The organism is Neoroseomonas marina, assembly GCF_012927745.1.
Lineage (GTDB): Bacteria > Pseudomonadota > Alphaproteobacteria > Acetobacterales > Acetobacteraceae > Neoroseomonas > Neoroseomonas marina.
Window position 1 is genome coordinate 316,146 of sequence record NZ_JABBKX010000001.1, and the last position, 17,464, is coordinate 333,609.

Annotated in this window: 14 protein-coding genes; 9 read left to right on the forward strand and 5 right to left on the reverse strand. The window is 71.7% G+C overall.

All coding sequences use genetic code 11. The features are described 5' to 3' along the window. Positions 1 to 7: 7 nt before the first annotated feature. Positions 8 to 571 (reverse strand): LemA family protein, encoded by a 564-nt coding sequence (locus GWK16_RS01580; RefSeq protein ID WP_170052216.1) that lies wholly within the window; start codon positions 569 to 571, stop codon positions 8 to 10. Between the two features lie 201 nt (positions 572 to 772). Between GWK16_RS01580 and GWK16_RS01585 the strand changes: the two genes are divergently transcribed. The 3 genes from GWK16_RS01585 to GWK16_RS01595 are packed head-to-tail and all read left to right on the forward strand — an operon-like array spanning position 773 to position 3,793. Then, on the forward strand, positions 773 to 1,342 hold the full coding sequence (locus GWK16_RS01585) for a TadE/TadG family type IV pilus assembly protein (RefSeq protein ID WP_170052217.1): 570 nt from the start codon (positions 773 to 775) through the stop codon (positions 1,340 to 1,342). After that, a complete protein-coding gene (locus GWK16_RS01590; RefSeq protein WP_170052218.1) occupies positions 1,329 to 1,946 on the forward strand; it encodes a TadE/TadG family type IV pilus assembly protein in 618 nt (205 codons plus the stop codon). Before GWK16_RS01585 ends, GWK16_RS01590 begins: the two co-directional genes overlap by 14 nt. Continuing rightward, a complete protein-coding gene (locus GWK16_RS01595) occupies positions 1,943 to 3,793 on the forward strand; it encodes a TadE/TadG family type IV pilus assembly protein (protein WP_170052219.1) in 1,851 nt (616 codons plus the stop codon). Before GWK16_RS01590 ends, GWK16_RS01595 begins: the two co-directional genes overlap by 4 nt. A 3-nt stretch (positions 3,794 to 3,796) precedes the next feature. On the opposite strand, the gene GWK16_RS01600 is transcribed toward GWK16_RS01595, so the two are convergent. Further along, complete coding sequence (locus GWK16_RS01600) at positions 3,797 to 5,146, reverse strand: ATP-binding protein (RefSeq protein WP_338144370.1); 1,350 nt, start codon at positions 5,144 to 5,146, stop codon at positions 3,797 to 3,799. After that, complete coding sequence (locus GWK16_RS01605) at positions 5,139 to 5,855, reverse strand: response regulator (protein WP_170052220.1); 717 nt, start codon at positions 5,853 to 5,855, stop codon at positions 5,139 to 5,141. Before GWK16_RS01605 ends, GWK16_RS01600 begins: the two co-directional genes overlap by 8 nt. 321 nt (positions 5,856 to 6,176) lie before the next feature. On the opposite strand from GWK16_RS01605, the gene GWK16_RS01610 reads away from it, so the two are divergent. The 4 genes from GWK16_RS01610 (at position 6,177) to GWK16_RS01625 (ending at position 9,452) form a co-directional block, all read left to right on the forward strand. Continuing rightward, positions 6,177 to 6,830, forward strand: a complete 654-nt coding sequence (locus tag GWK16_RS01610) for a DNA-3-methyladenine glycosylase 2 family protein (protein WP_170052221.1) — start codon at positions 6,177 to 6,179, stop codon at positions 6,828 to 6,830. Between the two features lie 34 nt (positions 6,831 to 6,864). Beyond that, positions 6,865 to 8,019, forward strand: a complete 1,155-nt coding sequence (locus tag GWK16_RS01615; protein ID WP_170052222.1) for an aminotransferase — start codon at positions 6,865 to 6,867, stop codon at positions 8,017 to 8,019. After that, on the forward strand, positions 8,016 to 8,765 hold the full coding sequence (locus GWK16_RS01620) for a hypothetical protein (RefSeq protein ID WP_170052223.1): 750 nt from the start codon (positions 8,016 to 8,018) through the stop codon (positions 8,763 to 8,765). The genes GWK16_RS01615 and GWK16_RS01620 overlap by 4 nt, the downstream gene beginning before the upstream one ends. Before the next feature lie 141 nt (positions 8,766 to 8,906). Continuing rightward, complete coding sequence (locus tag GWK16_RS01625; protein ID WP_170052224.1) at positions 8,907 to 9,452, forward strand: glucosaminidase domain-containing protein; 546 nt, start codon at positions 8,907 to 8,909, stop codon at positions 9,450 to 9,452. A gap of 6 nt (positions 9,453 to 9,458) precedes the next feature. Here GWK16_RS01625 and hydA read toward each other — a convergent pair whose 3' ends face one another. Both hydA and GWK16_RS01635 read right to left on the reverse strand, forming a co-directional pair. Beyond that, the gene (hydA, locus tag GWK16_RS01630) at positions 9,459 to 10,943 is read right to left on the reverse strand and encodes a dihydropyrimidinase (protein ID WP_170052225.1); all 1,485 of its coding nucleotides are present in this window, start codon (positions 10,941 to 10,943) and stop codon (positions 9,459 to 9,461) included. A 61-nt stretch (positions 10,944 to 11,004) separates the two neighbouring features. Further along, a complete protein-coding gene (locus GWK16_RS01635; RefSeq protein ID WP_170052226.1) occupies positions 11,005 to 12,357 on the reverse strand; it encodes a cytochrome P450 in 1,353 nt (450 codons plus the stop codon). Between the two features lie 220 nt (positions 12,358 to 12,577). On the opposite strand from GWK16_RS01635, the gene GWK16_RS01640 reads away from it, so the two are divergent. Both GWK16_RS01640 and GWK16_RS01645 read left to right on the forward strand, forming a co-directional pair. Then, entirely contained in the window at positions 12,578 to 15,487 is a 2,910-nt protein-coding gene (locus GWK16_RS01640) for an FAD-dependent oxidoreductase (RefSeq protein ID WP_170052227.1), read from the forward strand. A 177-nt stretch (positions 15,488 to 15,664) separates the two neighbouring features. Next, positions 15,665 to 17,464, forward strand: coding sequence for a ShlB/FhaC/HecB family hemolysin secretion/activation protein (locus GWK16_RS01645; protein ID WP_170052228.1), 1,800 nt, complete (start codon positions 15,665 to 15,667; stop codon positions 17,462 to 17,464).

Genomic DNA, 17,464 nt, shown 5'->3' on the forward strand with positions numbered 1-17,464 from the left:
GGCGGGCCTAGAACCGGACCTGCGGCGCGGCCTGCACCGCGGCCGCTTCGGCCTCGGGCAGTTCGAAGAAGCCGCGCTGCTGGAAGCCCATCGACTTGGCGAAGAAGACCGCCGGGACGCTTTCCGTCATCGCGTTGTATTCCGCGACGGACGAATTGTAGAAGCGCCGCGCCGCGGCGATCTTGTTCTCGATGTCCGAGAGTTCGCCCTGCAGGGCGATGAAGTTCTGGTTGGCCTTGAGGTCCGGGTAGGCCTCGGACAGCGCGAACAGCCGGCCGAGCGCGGCGCCGAGCGCGCCTTCCGCCGGGCCCGCCGCGGCCGGCCCCTGCGCCTGGGCGGTGACCGCCGAGTTGCGGGCCTGGATCACGGCGTCGAGCGTCGACTTCTCGTGCGTCGCGTAGCCCTTCACCGTCTCCACGAGGTTGGGAATCAGGTCGTGCCGCTGCTTGAGCTGCACGTCGACATCGGACCAGGACTGGCCCGTCACCTGCCGCAGGGCGACCAGCCGGTTGTAGACGACGACCAGCCATACAACCACCAGCACGACGATCCCGAGGATCACCCATTCCATGGAAACGCACCCCTTTCGATCCGCTCGCGCGCCAGACTAGCGGGCCGGCGGGGACCGCGGCACCCCCGCCATCACCGGTGCGTGCGGCGCCGCACATCACAGCGATTTGTAACGCTGCACGAGTCGTTGACTCGCCATCATTCCACCCGCGTGCGTTTTTGCCGGCAGGTCTCAATTTCGGTCCTTCTGCCGGATTTCTGCATGAACCCCGCCTGCCTGCGACCTCCGTCGCGCGGTCCTGTCGCCGCCGTCCGCCGTGCCCGCCGCGATGCCCGGCGCCGCGGCACCGCGGCGGCGCAGTTCGCGATCATCGCCTTCCCGCTCCTCGTCCTGCTGATGGGCGTGATGGAAGCCGCCTGGCAGCTCGCCACCGGCGCGGGGCTCGACCACGCGGCGCTGCGCGCCAGCCGCTATGGCATGACCGGCGCCAACACGCCGCCCGCCTGGCAGACCCAGGGCCAGGGCCAGAACCTGCCGACCTGCCGGTCGAACAACATCCGGTGGCTCATCACCCGGTCCACCGGCTGGCTGATCCGCGACAATTCGGACCTGACGATCACGACCGCCGCCTGGACCGGGGTGAACGGGGCTGGTTCGGGCAGCGGGACGAGCGGCGCCGGCGCCGGCGGGCAGATCGTCTCCTACTCCATCACCTACCGGCAGCCCTTCGTGACCGGGGGCATCGCCAGGCTGCTCTGGGGCACCGACGGCTTCACGCACCGAGCCTTCCTGATGGTCAAGAACGAGCCGTTCGACAATGTACCCTGCTGAGCAGGTCCTGCAGGACCGCCGCGGCGCGGCGGCGCTCGAGCTCGTCCTCCTGGCGCCGATCTTCTTCCTCATCGCGCTGGCGACGACCGACATCGTCCGGTACTTCCGCGCGCAGCTCCGCGTCGAAACGGTGGCTGTCCAGCTCGGCCAGATCGTCTCGCAATGTCGCCGCATCACGGATCCGGGCGACGTCAACCAGTTCTGGAACCATGCGACGCGCATCGCCGGCGGCGTGGTCGACGTGAACAGCGGAACGGGCGGCGCGGTGATCGTCACCGCGGTCGGGCGCAACAACAACGCGAACCGCGCGCTGTGGCGCAAGCGCACGGGCAACACGACGATCGCGAGTTCGGTCGCGACCACGGTGCCCGGCGCCGCGACGATCGCCGAAGGCTTCGTCGTCCCCACCGGCCAGACGCTGTTCGTGACCGAGGTCTACGCCGTCGTCCAGCCCTGGATCCTGAGCGCGGGGCTGATCGGCACCGTGCTGCCGAACGTGCTCAACGGCACGACGCTGTTCCTGTCGCGCGCGCCCGACCCCACGATCCTGCAGACCGACCCCGCGACCGTCGCCAACCCGAACAATGCGGATTGCACAGCATGACCGGACCTCGCAGCCGCCGGGGCGCGGTCGCCGCGCTTTCGGCCGTCGTCATGGTGCCGGTGATCGGCTTCGCCGGACTGGCCGTCGACCTCACGCGCGTCTGGCTGGTGAGTGCCAGGCTCAAGACGTCGGTCGACGCGGCGAGCCTCGTCGCCGCGCGCACCATGACCAGCACCACGCGCGATGCGGATACCCGCGCGATCTTCTGGGCCAACTACACGATGAACGGTCGGTCGGCGCGCAGCCACATGCTCGCGACGCCGAACACCACCGTCGAGATCACCCCGATCGGCACCACGCGCATCCGCGTCACGGCGCGCGCCGACGTGCCGACGACGCTGTTCGGCATCATCTCCCGCAACACGACCCCGCTCGTGGAGACGTCGCTCGCCGAGCGGGAGGGCACCGGCCTCGAACTTGCGATCGCGATCGACCAGACCTCCTCGATGAGAGAACGCGGCTCGAGCGGAATGACCAAGCTCGAGCTCGCGCAGGAAGGAACGACCGCGCTCCTCGACATCCTCTACGGCACCGAGGACACCAAGCGGAACATGTGGGTGTCGGTCGTACCCTTCGCGCGCACCATCAACATCGGCACCGCGAATGCCTCGCTGCTCAGCGGCAGCGGCCTGCCGGCAAGCTGGAACGGCTTCGGCAACCAATGGGCCGGCTGCGTCGAGGCCCGTCGCGGCGGCCACGACGTCACGGACACCGCACCGACCTCGGACGAGACCCGCTTCCCGCCCTACTACTGGGACACGACCTATCGTCAGGTCGGCTGGGTGAGCGGGGACGTGAGCAACACGGTCGCGAACCTCGCCCGCAACGCGGCGTTCTGGCAGGGCGTGACCGGGGCGGCGGCGTACAACGGCGAGGGCCTGTGCACGAGCGGCAATGCCTATGGTCCCGTCGCCATCAGCCTCTATGCCAACACGAGCACCAATTCGCGCACGACCTACAACGTCCGCTTCTGCCGCGGCGCGAATGATTGGCGCGACCTGTCGGACACCCTGAACCCCACGCGTATCCGCACGCTGTCCACCTCGTCAGGCAATGCCGCCTACAATCCCATGTTCGCGTATCTGCGGAACGAGGGCTTCGGCGCGAACGGCTTCACGCAGGAATCCGCGGCCGGTCCGAACATGCTCTGCGCCCTGACCCCCGTGCTCCCGCTGACGGCGAGCCGCAGGACGATCCAGCAGCGGGTCGACGCCATCGTCGCACCGGCCAAGAGCGGCGGCACCACGGTCGTCACCGGCATGCAGGGCCTCTGGTACAACCTCAGCCCGGATTGGCGGAACCGCTGGGACGGCATCGCCACCAGCGGCGAGCTCGGCGCGCTGCCGGTGAACTACGGCACGCGCAACATGATGAAGGTCGCGGTCATCCTGACCGACGGCGACAACAACTGGCAGCCGCCCTACCAGTACAACAGCGGGACGGTCCGGGATTCGGCACGCGGCACGAACTGGTACACTGACCTGATGTACAACGCCTATGGCCGCCGCACCGACTACAACACCAACGTCATGGACTTCAACGCGCAGAACGTCGCGCAACCGGCCGCCGACATCGCCGAGACGACCAGCGGCAGCAGCCAGCAACAGGCGAATGCCGATGCGCGGCTCGACCAGCGCTTCGCCGCGATCTGCGGCGCGATGAAGGCGCAGGGCATCACGCTCTACGTCGTGGGCCTCGAGGTGACGCAGGGCAGCGCGATCGACACCATGCTCGCGACCTGCGCGAGCAGCAGCCGGACCTACATCCGGGCACGCGTCGCCGAGGACATCCCGAACGCCTTCCGCGAGATCGCGAACCAGCTCGTCGCGCTGCGCCTCGTGGAGTAGCCCTCAGGTCGGCAGGCTGGCCACGACGGTCAGCCCGCCGCCCGGACGGTTGCGCAGCGTCACGTCCCCGCCATGCGCGCGCAGAATGTTGCGCGTGATGGTCAGCCCGAGCCCGGTGCCGCCGGTCTCCCGGTTGCGACTGCCTTCCAGCCGGCGGAAGGGCGCGAAGACGTTCTCCATCTCGGCCTCCGGGATGCCGGGGCCGTCGTCGTCCACCGCCAGGCGCACCACGCCGCCCTCGGGGGGCGAGAGCGTGAGCCGTGCCGCCCCGCCATAGGCCAGCGCATTGGTCACCAGGTTCGCGATCGCCCGCTTCAACGCGACCGGCCGCGCGCGCAGCACCAGCCGCTCGGGGCCGGAGTAGCAGATCGCCTCGGCCAGTTCGGGCCGCGCATCCGCCGCCTCGTCCGCCACCGTCCGGCACAGCGCGGCGAGGTCGATCGGGGAGGCCGGCTCGGCGGCCGCGTCGTCCCGCGCGAAGGCGAGCGTCGCGGCGATCATCTGCTCCATCTCGTCGAGGTCGGCGAGCATCTTCCGGCGCTGCTCGTCGTCATCCATGAACTCCGCGCGCAGCCGCAGACGGGTGATCGGCGTGCGCAGGTCGTGCCCGATGGCCGCGAGCATCTGGGTCCGGTCGGCCACGAAGCGCCGGATGCGCGCGGCCATCTCGTTGAAGGCGTGCGCTGCGGTGCGGACTTCCTCGGGTCCCGTCTCCTCGAGCGGCGCGGCATTCACGTCGCGTCCCAGCCGGTCCGCGGCGGCGGCCAGAAGGCGGACCGGGCGCATCAGCCGGGCCACCGCCCAGAGGATCAGCAGCGCTGCCGCCCCCGTCATCACCACGAAGGCCGCAAGGAAGGTCGCCGAATGCCACGGCCGGGGCGGCGGCAGGCTGACGCGGATGTTCAGCCATTCGCCGTCGGGCAGGCGCAAGGACGCATTGAACCCACCGGGCACATCCGGCGGGCCGAGCCGCACCTCCCGCGGGCGCAGCCGCTGCGGGCCGGCACCCAACAGGTCGAGCCGGAACAGCCGCATGATCTCGGGCGGCGGCGGCGGCGCGCCCTGCCGCACGATGGGCTGCGGATCGACCGACAGCGTCAGGCCTTCGGGCAGGTCGAGGTCGGCCAGCGCCTGCTCCCGCCGCTCCGGCGGCGCGAGCACCGCCGCCCGCCACGCCCCGAACGCCCGGCCGGCGATCTCCCGCGCCTGGATGAATCGCTGCAGGTCGACGCGGTCGAGCGCGTGGATGGTCAACCCGGCCGCCTGCACGGCCATCAGGGCGAGGATCAGCCAGAAGGCCGTCCGGCCGCCCAGCGTCGCGGGCAGGCCGATGCGCCGGCGGGTCTCAGCCACGCTCGACCGTCGCCGCGAGGACGTAGCCGCCGCCGCGGACGGTCTTGATCAGCGTGGGGTTGCGCCCGTCATCCTCGAGCTTGCGCCGCAGGCGGGACACCGCGACGTCGATCGCCCGGTCGAAGGGCCCGGCCTGGCGGCCGCGCAGCAGGTCCATCAGCATGTCGCGCGTCAGGACGCGGTTGGGGCGTTCGACCAGGACCAGCAGCAATTCGTACTCGCCCCCCGTCAGCGAAACCTCGGCGCCGTCGGGGTTGAGCAGGCGTCGCCGGCCCGGTTCCAGCGTCCAGCCGGCGAAACGGATCACCTTGGCGGGCGGCTCCTTGGCGGCGCCCTCGCCGCTTGCGCGGCGCAGCACGGCGCGGATGCGCGCCAGCAATTCCCGCGGATTGAAGGGCTTGGCGACATAGTCGTCGGCGCCGAGCTCGAGGCCGACGATACGGTCCGTCTCCTCCCCCATCGCCGTCAGGATCACGATCGGCACGTCGGATTGCGACCGCAGCCATCGCGCGAAGTCGAGACCCGGTTCGCCGGGCATCATCAGGTCCAGCACGACCAGGTGGTAGCGGCCGAGCGGCCACGCCTTCCGGGCCTCCCTCGCGTCCCGCGCGGCGGTGACGCGCATCCCCTGTTTCTCCAGGAATCGGGACAGGAGGTCTCGGATCTCGCGGTCGTCATCGACCACGAGGATGTGCGGAGCGGGTTCCATGGCCTGTTACAATAGAGGATCGGCGCCGGCATTCACGGTGCATCCGTGTTTCGTCTTGTTGCGGGGACCGCCTGCGTTGCGGGGCGTTGCAATATCGCCGTCTCGCGGCCTGGGTTCCGCCCGTCACCGCACCATGTCCTGTTCACGATCATCGCCTGCCCCCATCCCCAGCGGGCGCTGGTCCTCCGAGGCGGCGGGGGCCACCCCCGACTTCCCCCTGGTTCCCGTCGCCTCCCCCCTCCTCTTTCCGTCCGGCAGCGCCCGCGTCATCTATGCGTCGGCGCTCGTCGCCGCAGCGCGACGGACAGCAAGGACGGCTTCGTGACTTCTCCCGCCATGGACGCCCCGCCCGACTGGGCGCGGGAGGGCATCGCCGCCCTCCTCGTGCTCGACCCCGATTTCGCGGGGATCGAGGGGCGCGCCGGGCCGCTGCCCTGGCGGCGGCGGGATCCCGGCTTCCCCGGCCTGCTGCGGGCGATCTGCGGGCAGATGATCTCCAACCAGGCGGCCGCGGCGATCTGGGGGCGGCTGTCCGCCCTGCCCGGCGCGCTGGAACCCGCGGGGCTGCTGGCGCTCAGTGAGGAGGCGCTGCGCGGGGCCGGATTGTCGCGCAACAAGGTGCTGCATGTCCGCGCCCTGGCGGCAGCGGTGGCGGATGGCCGGCTCGACTTCACCCTGCTGCGCGCCATGCCGGACGAGGCGGCGGTCGCCGCCATCGCCGCCATTCCCGGCCTCGGCCCCTGGACGGCGCAGGTCCACCTGCTGTTCGGGCAGGAACGCCGGGACGTGTTTCCGGCCGGGGACCTCGCCCTCGCCGCCGGCCTCACGGACCTGAAATCCCTGCCCGAACGCCCCAAGCCCAAGGTGCTGGCGGAGATGGCGCTGGCCTGGGCGCCCTGGCGGTCGCTCGCCGCACGGCTGCTCTGGCACCATTGGCGGCACGTCACCGGCCGCCCCGCCGGGGAGGCGCCGTAGACGCCGGCGCGCCCCGGTGGTTCCTTGCCGCGCCATGGATTTCGCCCTTTCTCCGCGCATCCGCGCGACGCAGACCCCGCCCATACCCTCCGTCCGCGCTTGGGCCGCGCGCTATGCCGGCGCGGCCGGGCCGGTGCTGGATCTGACCCAGGCCGTGCCCGGTTATCCGCCGCATCCCGACCTGCTCGCGAAGCTGGCCGAGAGCGCGGGCAGCCGCGCCACCGCCTCCTATGGCCCGATCGACGGGGAACCGGCGCTGCGCGCGGCGCTGGCCGAGGACATGTCGCGCTTCTACGGGGCCAAGATCGGCACGGACGACATTGCCATCACCTCGGGCGGCAACCTGGCCTTCACCATGGCGATGACGACCCTCGCCGGGCAGGGCGAGGCGGTGATGCTGCCCTCCCCCTGGTACTTCAACCACCGCATGGCGCTGACCGCGCTCGGCATCCCGTGCGTGCCGCTGGACTGCCGCGCCGAGGACGGCTTCGTGCCCGACCCCGACCGCGCCGCCGGACTGATGGAGGGCGTGCGCGCCATCGTGCTCGTCACGCCGAACAACCCGACCGGGGCGGTGTATCCGCCCGAGATCATCGCGCGTTTCGCGGACCTTGCCCGCCGCCACGGCGCCTGGCTGGTGCTCGACGAGACCTACCGCGACTTCCTCTCCCCCGAGCAATCCCCGCCCCACGCGCTGTTCCAGGACCCCGCCTGGCGGGACAACGTCGTGCAGCTCTATTCCTTCTCGAAGGCCTATTGCGTGCCGGGGCACCGGGTCGCGGCCATTGCCTCCGGGCCCGCCTTCCGCTGCGAACTGATGAAGGCGCTCGACACCATGCAGATCTGCGCCCCGCGCGCCGCGCAGACGGCGCTCGCCTGGGGCGTGGAGGCGCTGCGGGATTGGCGCGTCGGCAACCGCGCCATCATGGCCGGCCGCGCCGAGGCCTTCCGCCGCGCCGCCGGGCAGTTGCCGGGTTGGCGGCTCGACGCGCTCGGCGCCTACTTCGCCTATCTCCGCCTGCCCGAGGACGCGCCCGAGGCCGTCGCCACCGCCGAGCGCCTGGCCGTCGAGCGGGGCCTGCTCGGCCTGCCCGGCCCCTTCTTCGGGCCGGGGCAGGAGCGTTACCTGCGCCTCGCCTTCGCGAATGCCTCGGAGGAGGTGATCGCGCAGGTCCCGTCCCGGCTGTGACGACGCGCCGCAGTCTCCTCGCCGCGCCCGTCCTGTTGCTGTCCGCGCGCGCGGAGGCGGCGACGGAACCGGGCCGCCAGCCACCGCGGATCGCGACGCCGCGCCAGGTCCGCCTGCGGCCCGGTGCCGCGCCCGTCCGCCTGCAGGCGCGCATCACCGAGCGCGGCCAGTCCCTCGCCATCCGGTTCGAGGGCGCCGGCGCGCCGCCCGAGGTCTTCGACGTCACCTCCTGGTATGGCTACGCCCGCGTCTTCGCGGTGAGGACGCTGCGCGGGCGCGACGTGGTGCTTGCCGCCTTCGAAGGCTCCACCGGGACCGGCACCTACCAGGAACTCCAGGCGGTGATCGGCCAGGATGACGACGGCGTCGCGCGCATCCTCGCGCTCGAGACGCTGCACTACCGCATGACCGGCCCGTGCGGCGGCGGGTCCTGGCTCGCCGTCGGCGCCACGGCCGAGGCCGAGGGGCTGCGCCTTGCCCAGACCTGGCGGCGACAGGAGGAGAATTGTCCGCCTCATCGCGGCGGGCCGCGCAGTCAGCGGCTCGCCTGGACGACCACGCTGGGCTGGTCCGGGCGCGGGGTGATGACCGCGCCGTCCGGAGTGCCGGACGCCCCCGCGCCGCGGCGTCGTGTCGAGGAGGTGCGCGCACGCACCCTTGCCTGGCTCGCGGCCGAACCGCGACGGCAGGTCACCCACGGCGATCTCGACGCCCTGGGGATCTACGACGTCCTGACCGACAGCTGACCGGCCGGCCGTCCCGCCCACGGCCGAAAGGGCCCCTGGCGATCATTGCCACGCCATCCGCGCGGAAGGTGATGCAGCAGACAGCGGAGATGGCATGCTGCTCCGTAACGATCGCCCGTCCCGGCAACCGGAGCAGAGCCCATGGCCAAGGAAGCGCCGCCCCCGCATGTCCGCCGCGCCTTCGCGGAACAGCTCTACAAGGAATGCGGCTACGACATCATGTCCATGAGCCTGCCGGTCTCCGGCGTCATCGGCATGGCCTGCCTCGAGAGCGGCTTCGGCACCTCGGCCCATTACCGCGACTACAACATCCTGTTCGGCATCACCGCGCCCTACAAGGACGGGTGGGACCTGCCGGGATGCAAGGTGCGCGGGACCGAGTGGGTCTACCTGCCGACCCAGGCGATCAAGGACGGGCCGATCGTGCAGGACCGCTTCTGCATCGCGCCCACGCTCAAGGGCGCCTTCGCGATCTTCCGCGGCCTGATCGAGAACCACCCCATGCTGAAATCGGCCAGCGGCAAGGCGGCGCTGAAGGCCACGGCGAACGACCCCGCCGCCTTCGCCAAGGTCATGGCGACCCGCTGCCTGTTCGGCGCCGGCAACGCGGTCGAGTATCCGAAGACGGTCCTGAAGATCATCGACCAGGAGAATCTTCGCCGCTTCGACAGCGGCACGATCGCCTGATGCGATTCAGCGCGGCGCCGGCGCGGGATCGAAGCCGTTCGGGACAACGCCGCGCGGACGGATGAAGTCGTAGGGCGCACGCGGCAGGAAACGGCCGGTGCCGGGTTCGGCCTGCACCTTGCCCTCGCGCATCACCACCTCGCCGCGCCGGATCGTCGTGACCGGCCAGCCCGTGACCTCGAGCCCCTCATAGGGCGTGTAGTCGATCGCGTGCTGCATCAGCGCGTTGGTGATCGTCACCTTCTTCGCCGGATCCCACAATGCCAGATCCGCGTCGGATCCCACCGCGATCATGCCCTTGCGCGGCGCGAGGCCCATCAGCCGCGCCGGGTTGGTGCTGGTCAGCCGCACGAAGTCGTCGAGGCTGATCCGGCCCTTCGACACGCCCTCGCTGAACATGATGGGCAGCCGCGCGGCGAAGCCCGGAATGCCGTTCGGGATGTCGCGGAAGGGCGCCGACCGGCCGTTCTGCCCCTTGCCCTTGTCGCCCGCGAACGAGAACGCGCAATGGTCCGAGGAGACGACGTCGAGCGTGCCGCGGCGGATCATCTCCCAGATCCGCGCATGCTCCTCGGTCGTGCGCGGGGACGGGCTGCACATGAACTTCGCCCCCTCGAAGCCCGGGCGGTCCATGTCGGCGGCGGTGAGCGCGATGTATTGGGGACAGGTCTCGCCCCACACCTTCACCCCGCGCGCCTGGGCGCGGGCGATCTCCTCGGCCGCCTCGGCGCAGGAGACGTGGAAGACCTGGATCGGCTGGTCCACCAGTTCCGCCAGCGCGATGGCGCGATGCGTCGCCTCGCGCTCGACGACCGGCGGGCGCGACCAGGCGTGGTATTTCGGCGCCGTCATGCCGTGCTTCAGCAATTCCTCGGTGCGCCAGGAGATCGCGGCGTAGTTCTCGCAATGCACCGTCACCAGGCAGCCCAGTTCCCGCGCCTTGGTCAGCACGCGGAGATACTGGGCGTCCGACAGGTGCAGCGGCTCGTAGGTAAGGAAGACCTTGAGGCTGCGCACGCCCTCGGCGACCACGCGCGGGACTTCCTCATCCATCACCGCGTCGGTCGGGTCGGAGATGATCTGGTGGAAGGAATGGTCGAGCATCCCCTTCGCCGCGCGCGCCCGATAGTCGACGTAGCGGTCCCAGACGCCGAAGCCCTTCCATTGCGGGATGAAGCAGACGACCGAGGTCGTGCCGCCCGCGAACGCCGAGGCGGATGCGGTCGCGAAGGTCTCCTCGTTGACCGTCAGCGGCGGCTCGCCCTCGCCGGCGCCGACATAGCCGCCGCGAGCGGGTTCCTCGATGTGACAATGGCTGTCGACACCCCCGGGCAACACCAGCAGGCCGCCGGCATCGACCACCTGCGCGGCGTCGGCGATGCGTTCGGCCAGCGCGACGATCCGCCCGTCCTTCACGCCGACATCGCAGCGCACCGTGCCGAAGCCCGTCGCCACCTGGCCGCCGCGCACCGCGAGGTCGAATTCCGCCATCACCTGCACTCCCATCCGCCGCGCTGCGAAGAGTGCTGCGATGCGGCGGGGGCGTCCAGCGTCAGCGCGGCGTGACGACCAGCCGCATCCCACCCTTGGGCCGCAACGCGAGCCGGCAGTTCGGCCGCGGCACGAAGCCCGGCGCGAGGGCGAAGCGGAAGCGGCGGAACAGGATCGCCGCGAAGACCGACACCTCCGCCATGCCGAAGGCCGCCCCCGCGCAGATCCGCGGTCCGATGCCGAAGGGCAGGTAGGCGAAGCGGGGCCGCTGGCGCGCGGCGTCGCCGAGGAAGCGCTCGGGGCGGAAGGCGTGGGGCGCCTCCCACAAGGCCTCGTGCCGATGCAGCAGCCAGGGCACGGCGAGGACGATGTCGCCCGCGTCCAGCTCCCAGCGGCGGATGCGGTCGGGCTTCACGGCCTGGCGGGCAAAGACGGCGACCGGCGGGTAGAGGCGCATCGCCTCCTGGATCACGGCCCGGGTGAAGGCGAAGTTCGCGAGGTCCGCATGGGCCGGCGCGACATCCGGCAGTTCGGCGGCCATGCGCTCCGCCGTCTCCCTGTGCAGCGCGGCGAGCATCGCCGTCCAGGTCAGGGTGATCGCGGCCCCTTCGGCGCCGGCGAGGAGGAACATCACCACCTCGTCCAGCAGCCGTTCGCCGGTCAGCACGCGCGACCCGTCCGGGCGCCGGGCGTCGCGAAGGGCGGCAAGCAACGGCGTGCCGCCTTCCGGCCCCGCCGCCTCGATCAGCCGGGCGACGCGCCCGCGCAGCGCCACGGCCAGCCGTCCCGCGCGTCGGCGCGTCAGCCAGCCGACGACGTCCGGCAGGCCCATCAGCCCGAGCACGTCCACCACCTCCGCCGCATCCTGGTAGGCGGTGAAGGTCTCCGCGATGATCCTGGCCTCCTCGCGCGGCGCGCCCGGGCCGAAGACGGCCAGCAGGAGCACGCGGCTGATGCCCGCGGCGAAGGCGGCGGCGACATCCACCGGCCCCTCGGCGCCGGCGAGTTCCTCGGCCGTTTCCTCCGCTGCCTGCACGAAGCAGGAATGGAACTGCGCGAGGCCCGAGGGGTGGATCGGCGGCGAGACCGCTTCGCGTCGTTCCGCCCATTCGTCGCCCCAGGCGATGAAGCAGGAACCGCCGATGACGGGCCGCAGCGCATCCTCGAGGAAGCGGGATTTGCGCTGGTAGGTCTCGTGCTTGGTGACGAACACCTCGCGCACCACCTCGGGCGCGTTCGCGACCAGGATCAACCGGCCCGGCAGGCGCGAGGTGAAGACCTGGCGCCGATAGGCATCGGCGGGAAAGATCGAGAGCACGTCGCGCCGCGCACGCATGAGCCCGGCGAGCCCGGTCGGCTCGCGCGCCGCGGGCGTGGGCATGGGCGGGATGAAGTCGGCCTGGGTGGCGCTCATGGGCGTATCGCAGCGATAGCCCGCGGGCCCGCTCCTGTCACCGCGACCGGAAAGCCCGTCATCCGCATCGGCACGCGCCCCCTTGTCCTGGCGGCGCGCACTGCGAGGCAGCGAAGGTTAAGGATCCGGCAAGGGTGATGCCGGCCCGGACGCCCCCCCGGATGGACGGCCTCACGGCGCGTGCGATGATCGGCCATCGTTCCCGGCGCAGGGCAAGGGTATGCGGCTCACCTCCCCGACCATCACGCGCACCGCCGCGCCCATCCGCTTCACCTTCGACGGCCGGGAGATCGAGGCGCTGCCTGGCGAGTCCATCGCCGCCGCGCTCTCGGCCGCCGGAATCCTCGCCTTCCGCGAGACGGCGAAGGAGAAGGCGCCCCGCGGCCTGTGGTGCGGCATGGGGGCATGCTGGGACTGCATCGTCACCGTCGACGGGAAGGCGGGCCAGCGCGCCTGCCTGGTGAAGGCCGAGGCGGGGATGCGCGTCGAAGCCGCGCCGCCGCGCGAACCCGCGCCACTCGCCACCCCGCCGGCGCAGATCCCCGATCGTCCCTGCGACCTGCTGGTGGTCGGGGCCGGGCCGGCCGGCCTTTCGGCCGCCATCGCCGCCGCACAGGCGGGGGCGGAGGTGGTGGTCCTGGACGAACGCGGCGAAGCGGGCGGGCAATACCTGAAGCCGCTCGCGAAGAGCCACGTCCATGCCGCGCCCGACGCGCAGTTCCGCAAGGGTTCCGCGCTGCTCGCCGAAGCCCGTGCCGCAGGCGTGACGATCCACCAGGGCGCGACGGTCTGGGGCGGCTTCGCGCCGGACGAGATCGCCGCCCTGGTCGACGGCGCCGCGGTCACCTTCCGGCCTCGCAGGCTGGTGCTGGCGCCAGGGGCCCACGAACGTCCGGTGCCGGTGCCCGGCTGGACGCTGCCCGGGGTGATGACCACGGGCGCGCTGCAAACCCTCGCGCGCGCCCAACGCGTCAGCCCCGCCGCGCGCGTCGTGATCGCCGGCAGCGGGCCGCTCAACCTGCAGCTCGCCTGTGAATTGCTTGCCGGCGGGGTGGAGGTCGCGGCAGTGGTCGAAGCCGCGCCCAAGCCCGGCCTCGCCGCCTGGCGGGCGATGCTGGCCCTGGCGCGCACCTCGCCCGACCTCGCCTGGGATGGGCTGCGCTACCTCGCGACGCTGCGGCGCGCGGGCGTGCCGGTGCTCTGGGGCGGCAACATCCTCGCCTGCGAGGGGACGGACCGCTTCGTCGCCCTGCACGTTGCGACGCCGCAGGGCGAGCGCCGCGTCGTGGCCGGCGCCGCCGCGCTCAACATCGGCTTCCAGCCCGAGACGGGCCTGGCCCGCGCGCTCGGCTGCGCCCAGCGCTTCGCGACGGAGGGGCCGGGGGCGGAGATCGGACGGCTCGAGACCGTGACCGACGGCGACGGCCGCACCAGCGTCGCCGGCGTCTTCGCCGTGGGCGACGGCGCGGCGATCGGCGGGTCGCGCATTGCCCTGGCGCGCGGGCGGCTCGCCGGCCTGGCGGCGGCCCGCGACCTGGGTCTCGCGGCGCCGGAGGACGCGCGGGCGAAGCAGGACCTTGCGCGCGCCCTCGCCTTCCAGGCCGCGCTCTGGCGCATCTTCGCCGCGCCGCCCTTCGAGCCCGCGGCGATCGCCGACACGACGACCATCTGCCGCTGCGAGGATGTCACCGCCGGCGCCCTGCGCCGGGCGATGGCCGACGGGGCGCGCAGCCTCGCCGCCCTGAAGAAGCAGACCCGTGCGGGGATGGGCCGCTGCCAGGGCCGGATGTGCGGGGCGATCGTCGCACGCCTCGCCGGCGCTCCCGCCGACGAAGCCGCCTTCGCCGCCCCCCGCGCCCCGATCCGGCCGGTTCCCGCCGCGGCCCTGATGCGCGAGGTGCCCGAAGGCTATGCGACGCCGGTCATCGCCGCGCCGGCGACGAGCCGCTGGCGCAGCCCCGCCCTGCCCCTCGCGCCCGAGAACCGGGCCTGCGACGTGCTGGTCATCGGCGGCGGTGTCCTGGGCCTCTCCACGGCGCTCTACCTGGCGCGGGAGGGGGTGGACGTGCTGGTCGCGGACCGCTCGGAGCCGGGCCTCGCCGCCAGCACGGCGAATGCCGGCAGCCTGCACGTCCAGTTGCTGTCCTACGACTTCGGGCAGAAGGCCGAGGCGGCCGGCACCGCGCGGTCGGCCATGGCGACGCTGCCGCTCGGGCCGCGCTCCATCCAGCTGTCGAAGGAGATCGCGCGCGATGCGGGGGAGAGCTGCGGCATCCGCACCGAGGGCGGCCTGATGCTCGCCGAGACCGCCGAGGAACTGGCCTGGCTGCGCGGCAAGAGCGCCGCCGAGCGGTCCGCCGGCGTCGAGAGCCACCTCCTCGGCGCGAACGAGCTCCGCGACCTCGCGCCCTATCTCGCGCCGCGCTTCCTCGGCGCGACCTTCTGCCCGGCCGAGGGGCAGATCGACCCGCTGCGCGCCACCGCGGCCCTGCTGGGGCTCGTCCGGAATGCCGGGGCGCGGATCGCCGGCGGGGTGGAGGTCACCGGCATTGCTCGGGACGGGCCTGGCTTCGCCGTCGCAACCGAGGCCGGAACCATCCGCGCCGGGCGCATCGTCGTCGCGGCCGGACCCTGGTCGGGTCGGGTCGCCGCGCTCGCCGGGGTGCACCTGCCGGTCGGCGGCCTGGTGCAGCAGGTGATCGCCACCGAGGCGACCGCGCCGCTGGTCCCGCACCTGGTGGCCCATGCCGGGCGGCACCTGTCCTTCAAGCAGGGACTTCAAGGACATCTGTTGATCGGCGGCGGCTGGCCGGGTATTCACGATATGGTGATCGGAACGACGCACACGCGGCGCGAGAGCATCGAGGGCAACCTGTGGGTTGCCGGGCATGTCGTGCCGGCGGTCGCCGGTCTCGCGGTGCTGCGGGCCTGGACCGGCCTCAACGTGCAGGTCGACCGGGCGCCGATACTGGGGGAGGCCCCCGGATGTCCCGGACTCTACGCCGCGGTCACCTCGTCCGGCTTCACCCTCGGCCCGGTCGCGGGCCGCATGACGGCCGACGCCGTGCTCGGGCGCGAGGCGATTCCGGCCGCCTTCTCGGCGAGGCGGTTCGGGGGATGCAGCTCTTGATATCAACCCACGCGTGCATTTCGTCCGCGATGCCAATCCTCCATGGCCCGGACGCGTTGCCCTCGGGTCACGGCGTTTAACTTTTGGAAACGAACCCGTGATCTCGCGGTCCAACAACAACTGCATGCAGGTATCGTCGCGACAGATTCGGATCGATTGGGCTCGGCGACTCACCTGATGACCACCCAGGCCACCAGCTCCACCATGCACAACGTGCGCCTCCGCCGCCTGATGCCGACTGCGGTGGCGGGCATTACGGTCCTGATGGGATCCGGTCTCGCCATGGCGCAGGCCCCGGTCAATATCCCACGCCCGCCGCCCGCACCGGCCGACCTGATCGACCGCGTGGCGCCGCCGCCGGCGCCCTCGGTGAGCCCACGGGCGCTGCCGCCCATGCCCCAGGCGCAGCGCGGCCCGGGCGAAACGCGAGAGGTCCGGGTCTCCAGCGCCTCGGTGCAGGGCAATTCGATCCTTTCGGATTCCGAGATCCGCCGCCTCATGGCGCCGATCGAGGACCGCACCATCACCCTGGCCCGGATCGAGGAGACGCGCCTGACGCTCCTCGGCGCCTATCGACGCGCCGGCTACCCCTTCGTCTCGATCGCGGCCGCGCTGGTCCCCGGTGCCGACGGGCGCAACGAGGTCCGCTACGCGGTCACCGAGGCCTATGTCGCCGAGGTTCGCCTCGACGGCGATATCGGCCCGGCCGGCACGCAGGTGCTGCGCTTCCTCGAGCGCGTGAAGGAAAGCCGCCCGGTCTCGACCCGGGCCGTCGAGCGCGCGCTGCTGCTCGCCTCCGACGTGCCGGGGGTGACGGTGCGCGGCGTGCTGCAGCCGATCCAGGGCGAACCGGGCGCGCTGCGCCTCATCGCCCAGGTCTCCCGCAGCGCCGTCAGCGGGTACTTCAACGTCGACAACCGCGCCTACCAGCTGACCGGGCCCTGGGAAGCCCTGCTCGTTGCCGGCGTCAACTCGTTGACCGAGTTCGGCGAGCGGACCGAGGCCTCGCTGTACGGCACCGAAGGCGGCACCCAGTGGTTCATGCAGGCCAGCGAGGAGTTCTTCGTCGGCTCCTCCGGCCTGCGCATCCGCATCTATGCCGGCATGGGCAACACCCTGCCCTCGGGCCAGCTCAAGGAGATCGGCTACGAGGGCGAGACCTCCCTCGCCGGCATCGTCGCGAACTACCCGATCATCCGCTCGCGTCCGGTGAACTTGTGGGCCATCGGCCAGTTCGATGCCTTCAACTCGAACATCTACACCGGGTCGGGCAGCACCTTCGGCCGCACCCTGTCGGGTCGCGACCGCATCCGCACCGTGCGCGGCGGCTTCGATGCCCAGGCGATCGACACCTTGTTGTGGTTCGCGCCGCCGGCGACGAACCAGGGCACGGTGCGCGCCCATCAGGGCGTCGCGGTGTGGGACACGACCTCGAACAACGACGCCTTGGCGAGCCGCCTGGGCAGCGAGTTCGACTTCACGAAGTTCACCGGCGAGTACCAGCGCGTCCAGCCGATCTGGGCGCCCTGGGACGGCGCGATGTTCAACTTCCAGGGGTATGTCTCCGGGCAGTGGTCAACCAATGTCCTGCCCAATGCCGAGAAATACTACCTGGGCGGGAATCGCCTCGGCCGCGGCTTCTATTCGGGCCAGGTGACGGGTGACTACGGGTATGGATACGCGTTGGAGTTGCAGCTCGACATCGGATACGAGCTGCCGGCGGAACCCGCGCTCGGCAGCAACCGCGCGTCGTCGCAGTTCTACCTCTTCCGCGACCTGGGATGGGCCTACCAGAACCTGGATGCCGACCGCGACCGGCGTCTCTCGTCCTGGGGTGGTGGTGTGCGCACGGTCATCTCCGAAGCCGTGCAGGTCGATCTAGAGATCGCACGTCGAATAACCACGCGGCCCGATGGCGATTTGTCCGATCCGCTGCGCGCGACACAGGTATACTTCCGGACGCTTGTGAGGTTCTGA

Bases quoted from the DNA above. Each gene is read 5' to 3' on its own strand.
- GWK16_RS01625 (WP_170052224.1), top strand. From the start codon at position 8,907: ATGGCCAAGGAAGCGCCGCCCCCGCATGTCCGCCGCGCCTTCGCGGAA.
- GWK16_RS01580 (WP_170052216.1), bottom strand. From the start codon at position 571: ATGGAATGGGTGATCCTCGGGATCGTCGTGCTGGTGGTTGTATGGCTG.
- GWK16_RS01640 (WP_170052227.1), top strand. From the start codon at position 12,578: ATGCGGCTCACCTCCCCGACCATCACGCGCACCGCCGCGCCCATCCGC.
- GWK16_RS01645 (WP_170052228.1), top strand. From the start codon at position 15,665: ATGACCACCCAGGCCACCAGCTCCACCATGCACAACGTGCGCCTCCGC.
- GWK16_RS01595 (WP_170052219.1), top strand. From the start codon at position 1,943: ATGACCGGACCTCGCAGCCGCCGGGGCGCGGTCGCCGCGCTTTCGGCC.
- GWK16_RS01585 (WP_170052217.1), top strand. From the start codon at position 773: ATGAACCCCGCCTGCCTGCGACCTCCGTCGCGCGGTCCTGTCGCCGCC.
- hydA (WP_170052225.1), bottom strand. From the start codon at position 10,943: ATGGCGGAATTCGACCTCGCGGTGCGCGGCGGCCAGGTGGCGACGGGC.
- GWK16_RS01590 (WP_170052218.1), top strand. From the start codon at position 1,329: ATGTACCCTGCTGAGCAGGTCCTGCAGGACCGCCGCGGCGCGGCGGCG.
- GWK16_RS01635 (WP_170052226.1), bottom strand. From the start codon at position 12,357: ATGAGCGCCACCCAGGCCGACTTCATCCCGCCCATGCCCACGCCCGCG.
- GWK16_RS01615 (WP_170052222.1), top strand. From the start codon at position 6,865: ATGGATTTCGCCCTTTCTCCGCGCATCCGCGCGACGCAGACCCCGCCC.
- GWK16_RS01605 (WP_170052220.1), bottom strand. From the start codon at position 5,855: ATGGAACCCGCTCCGCACATCCTCGTGGTCGATGACGACCGCGAGATC.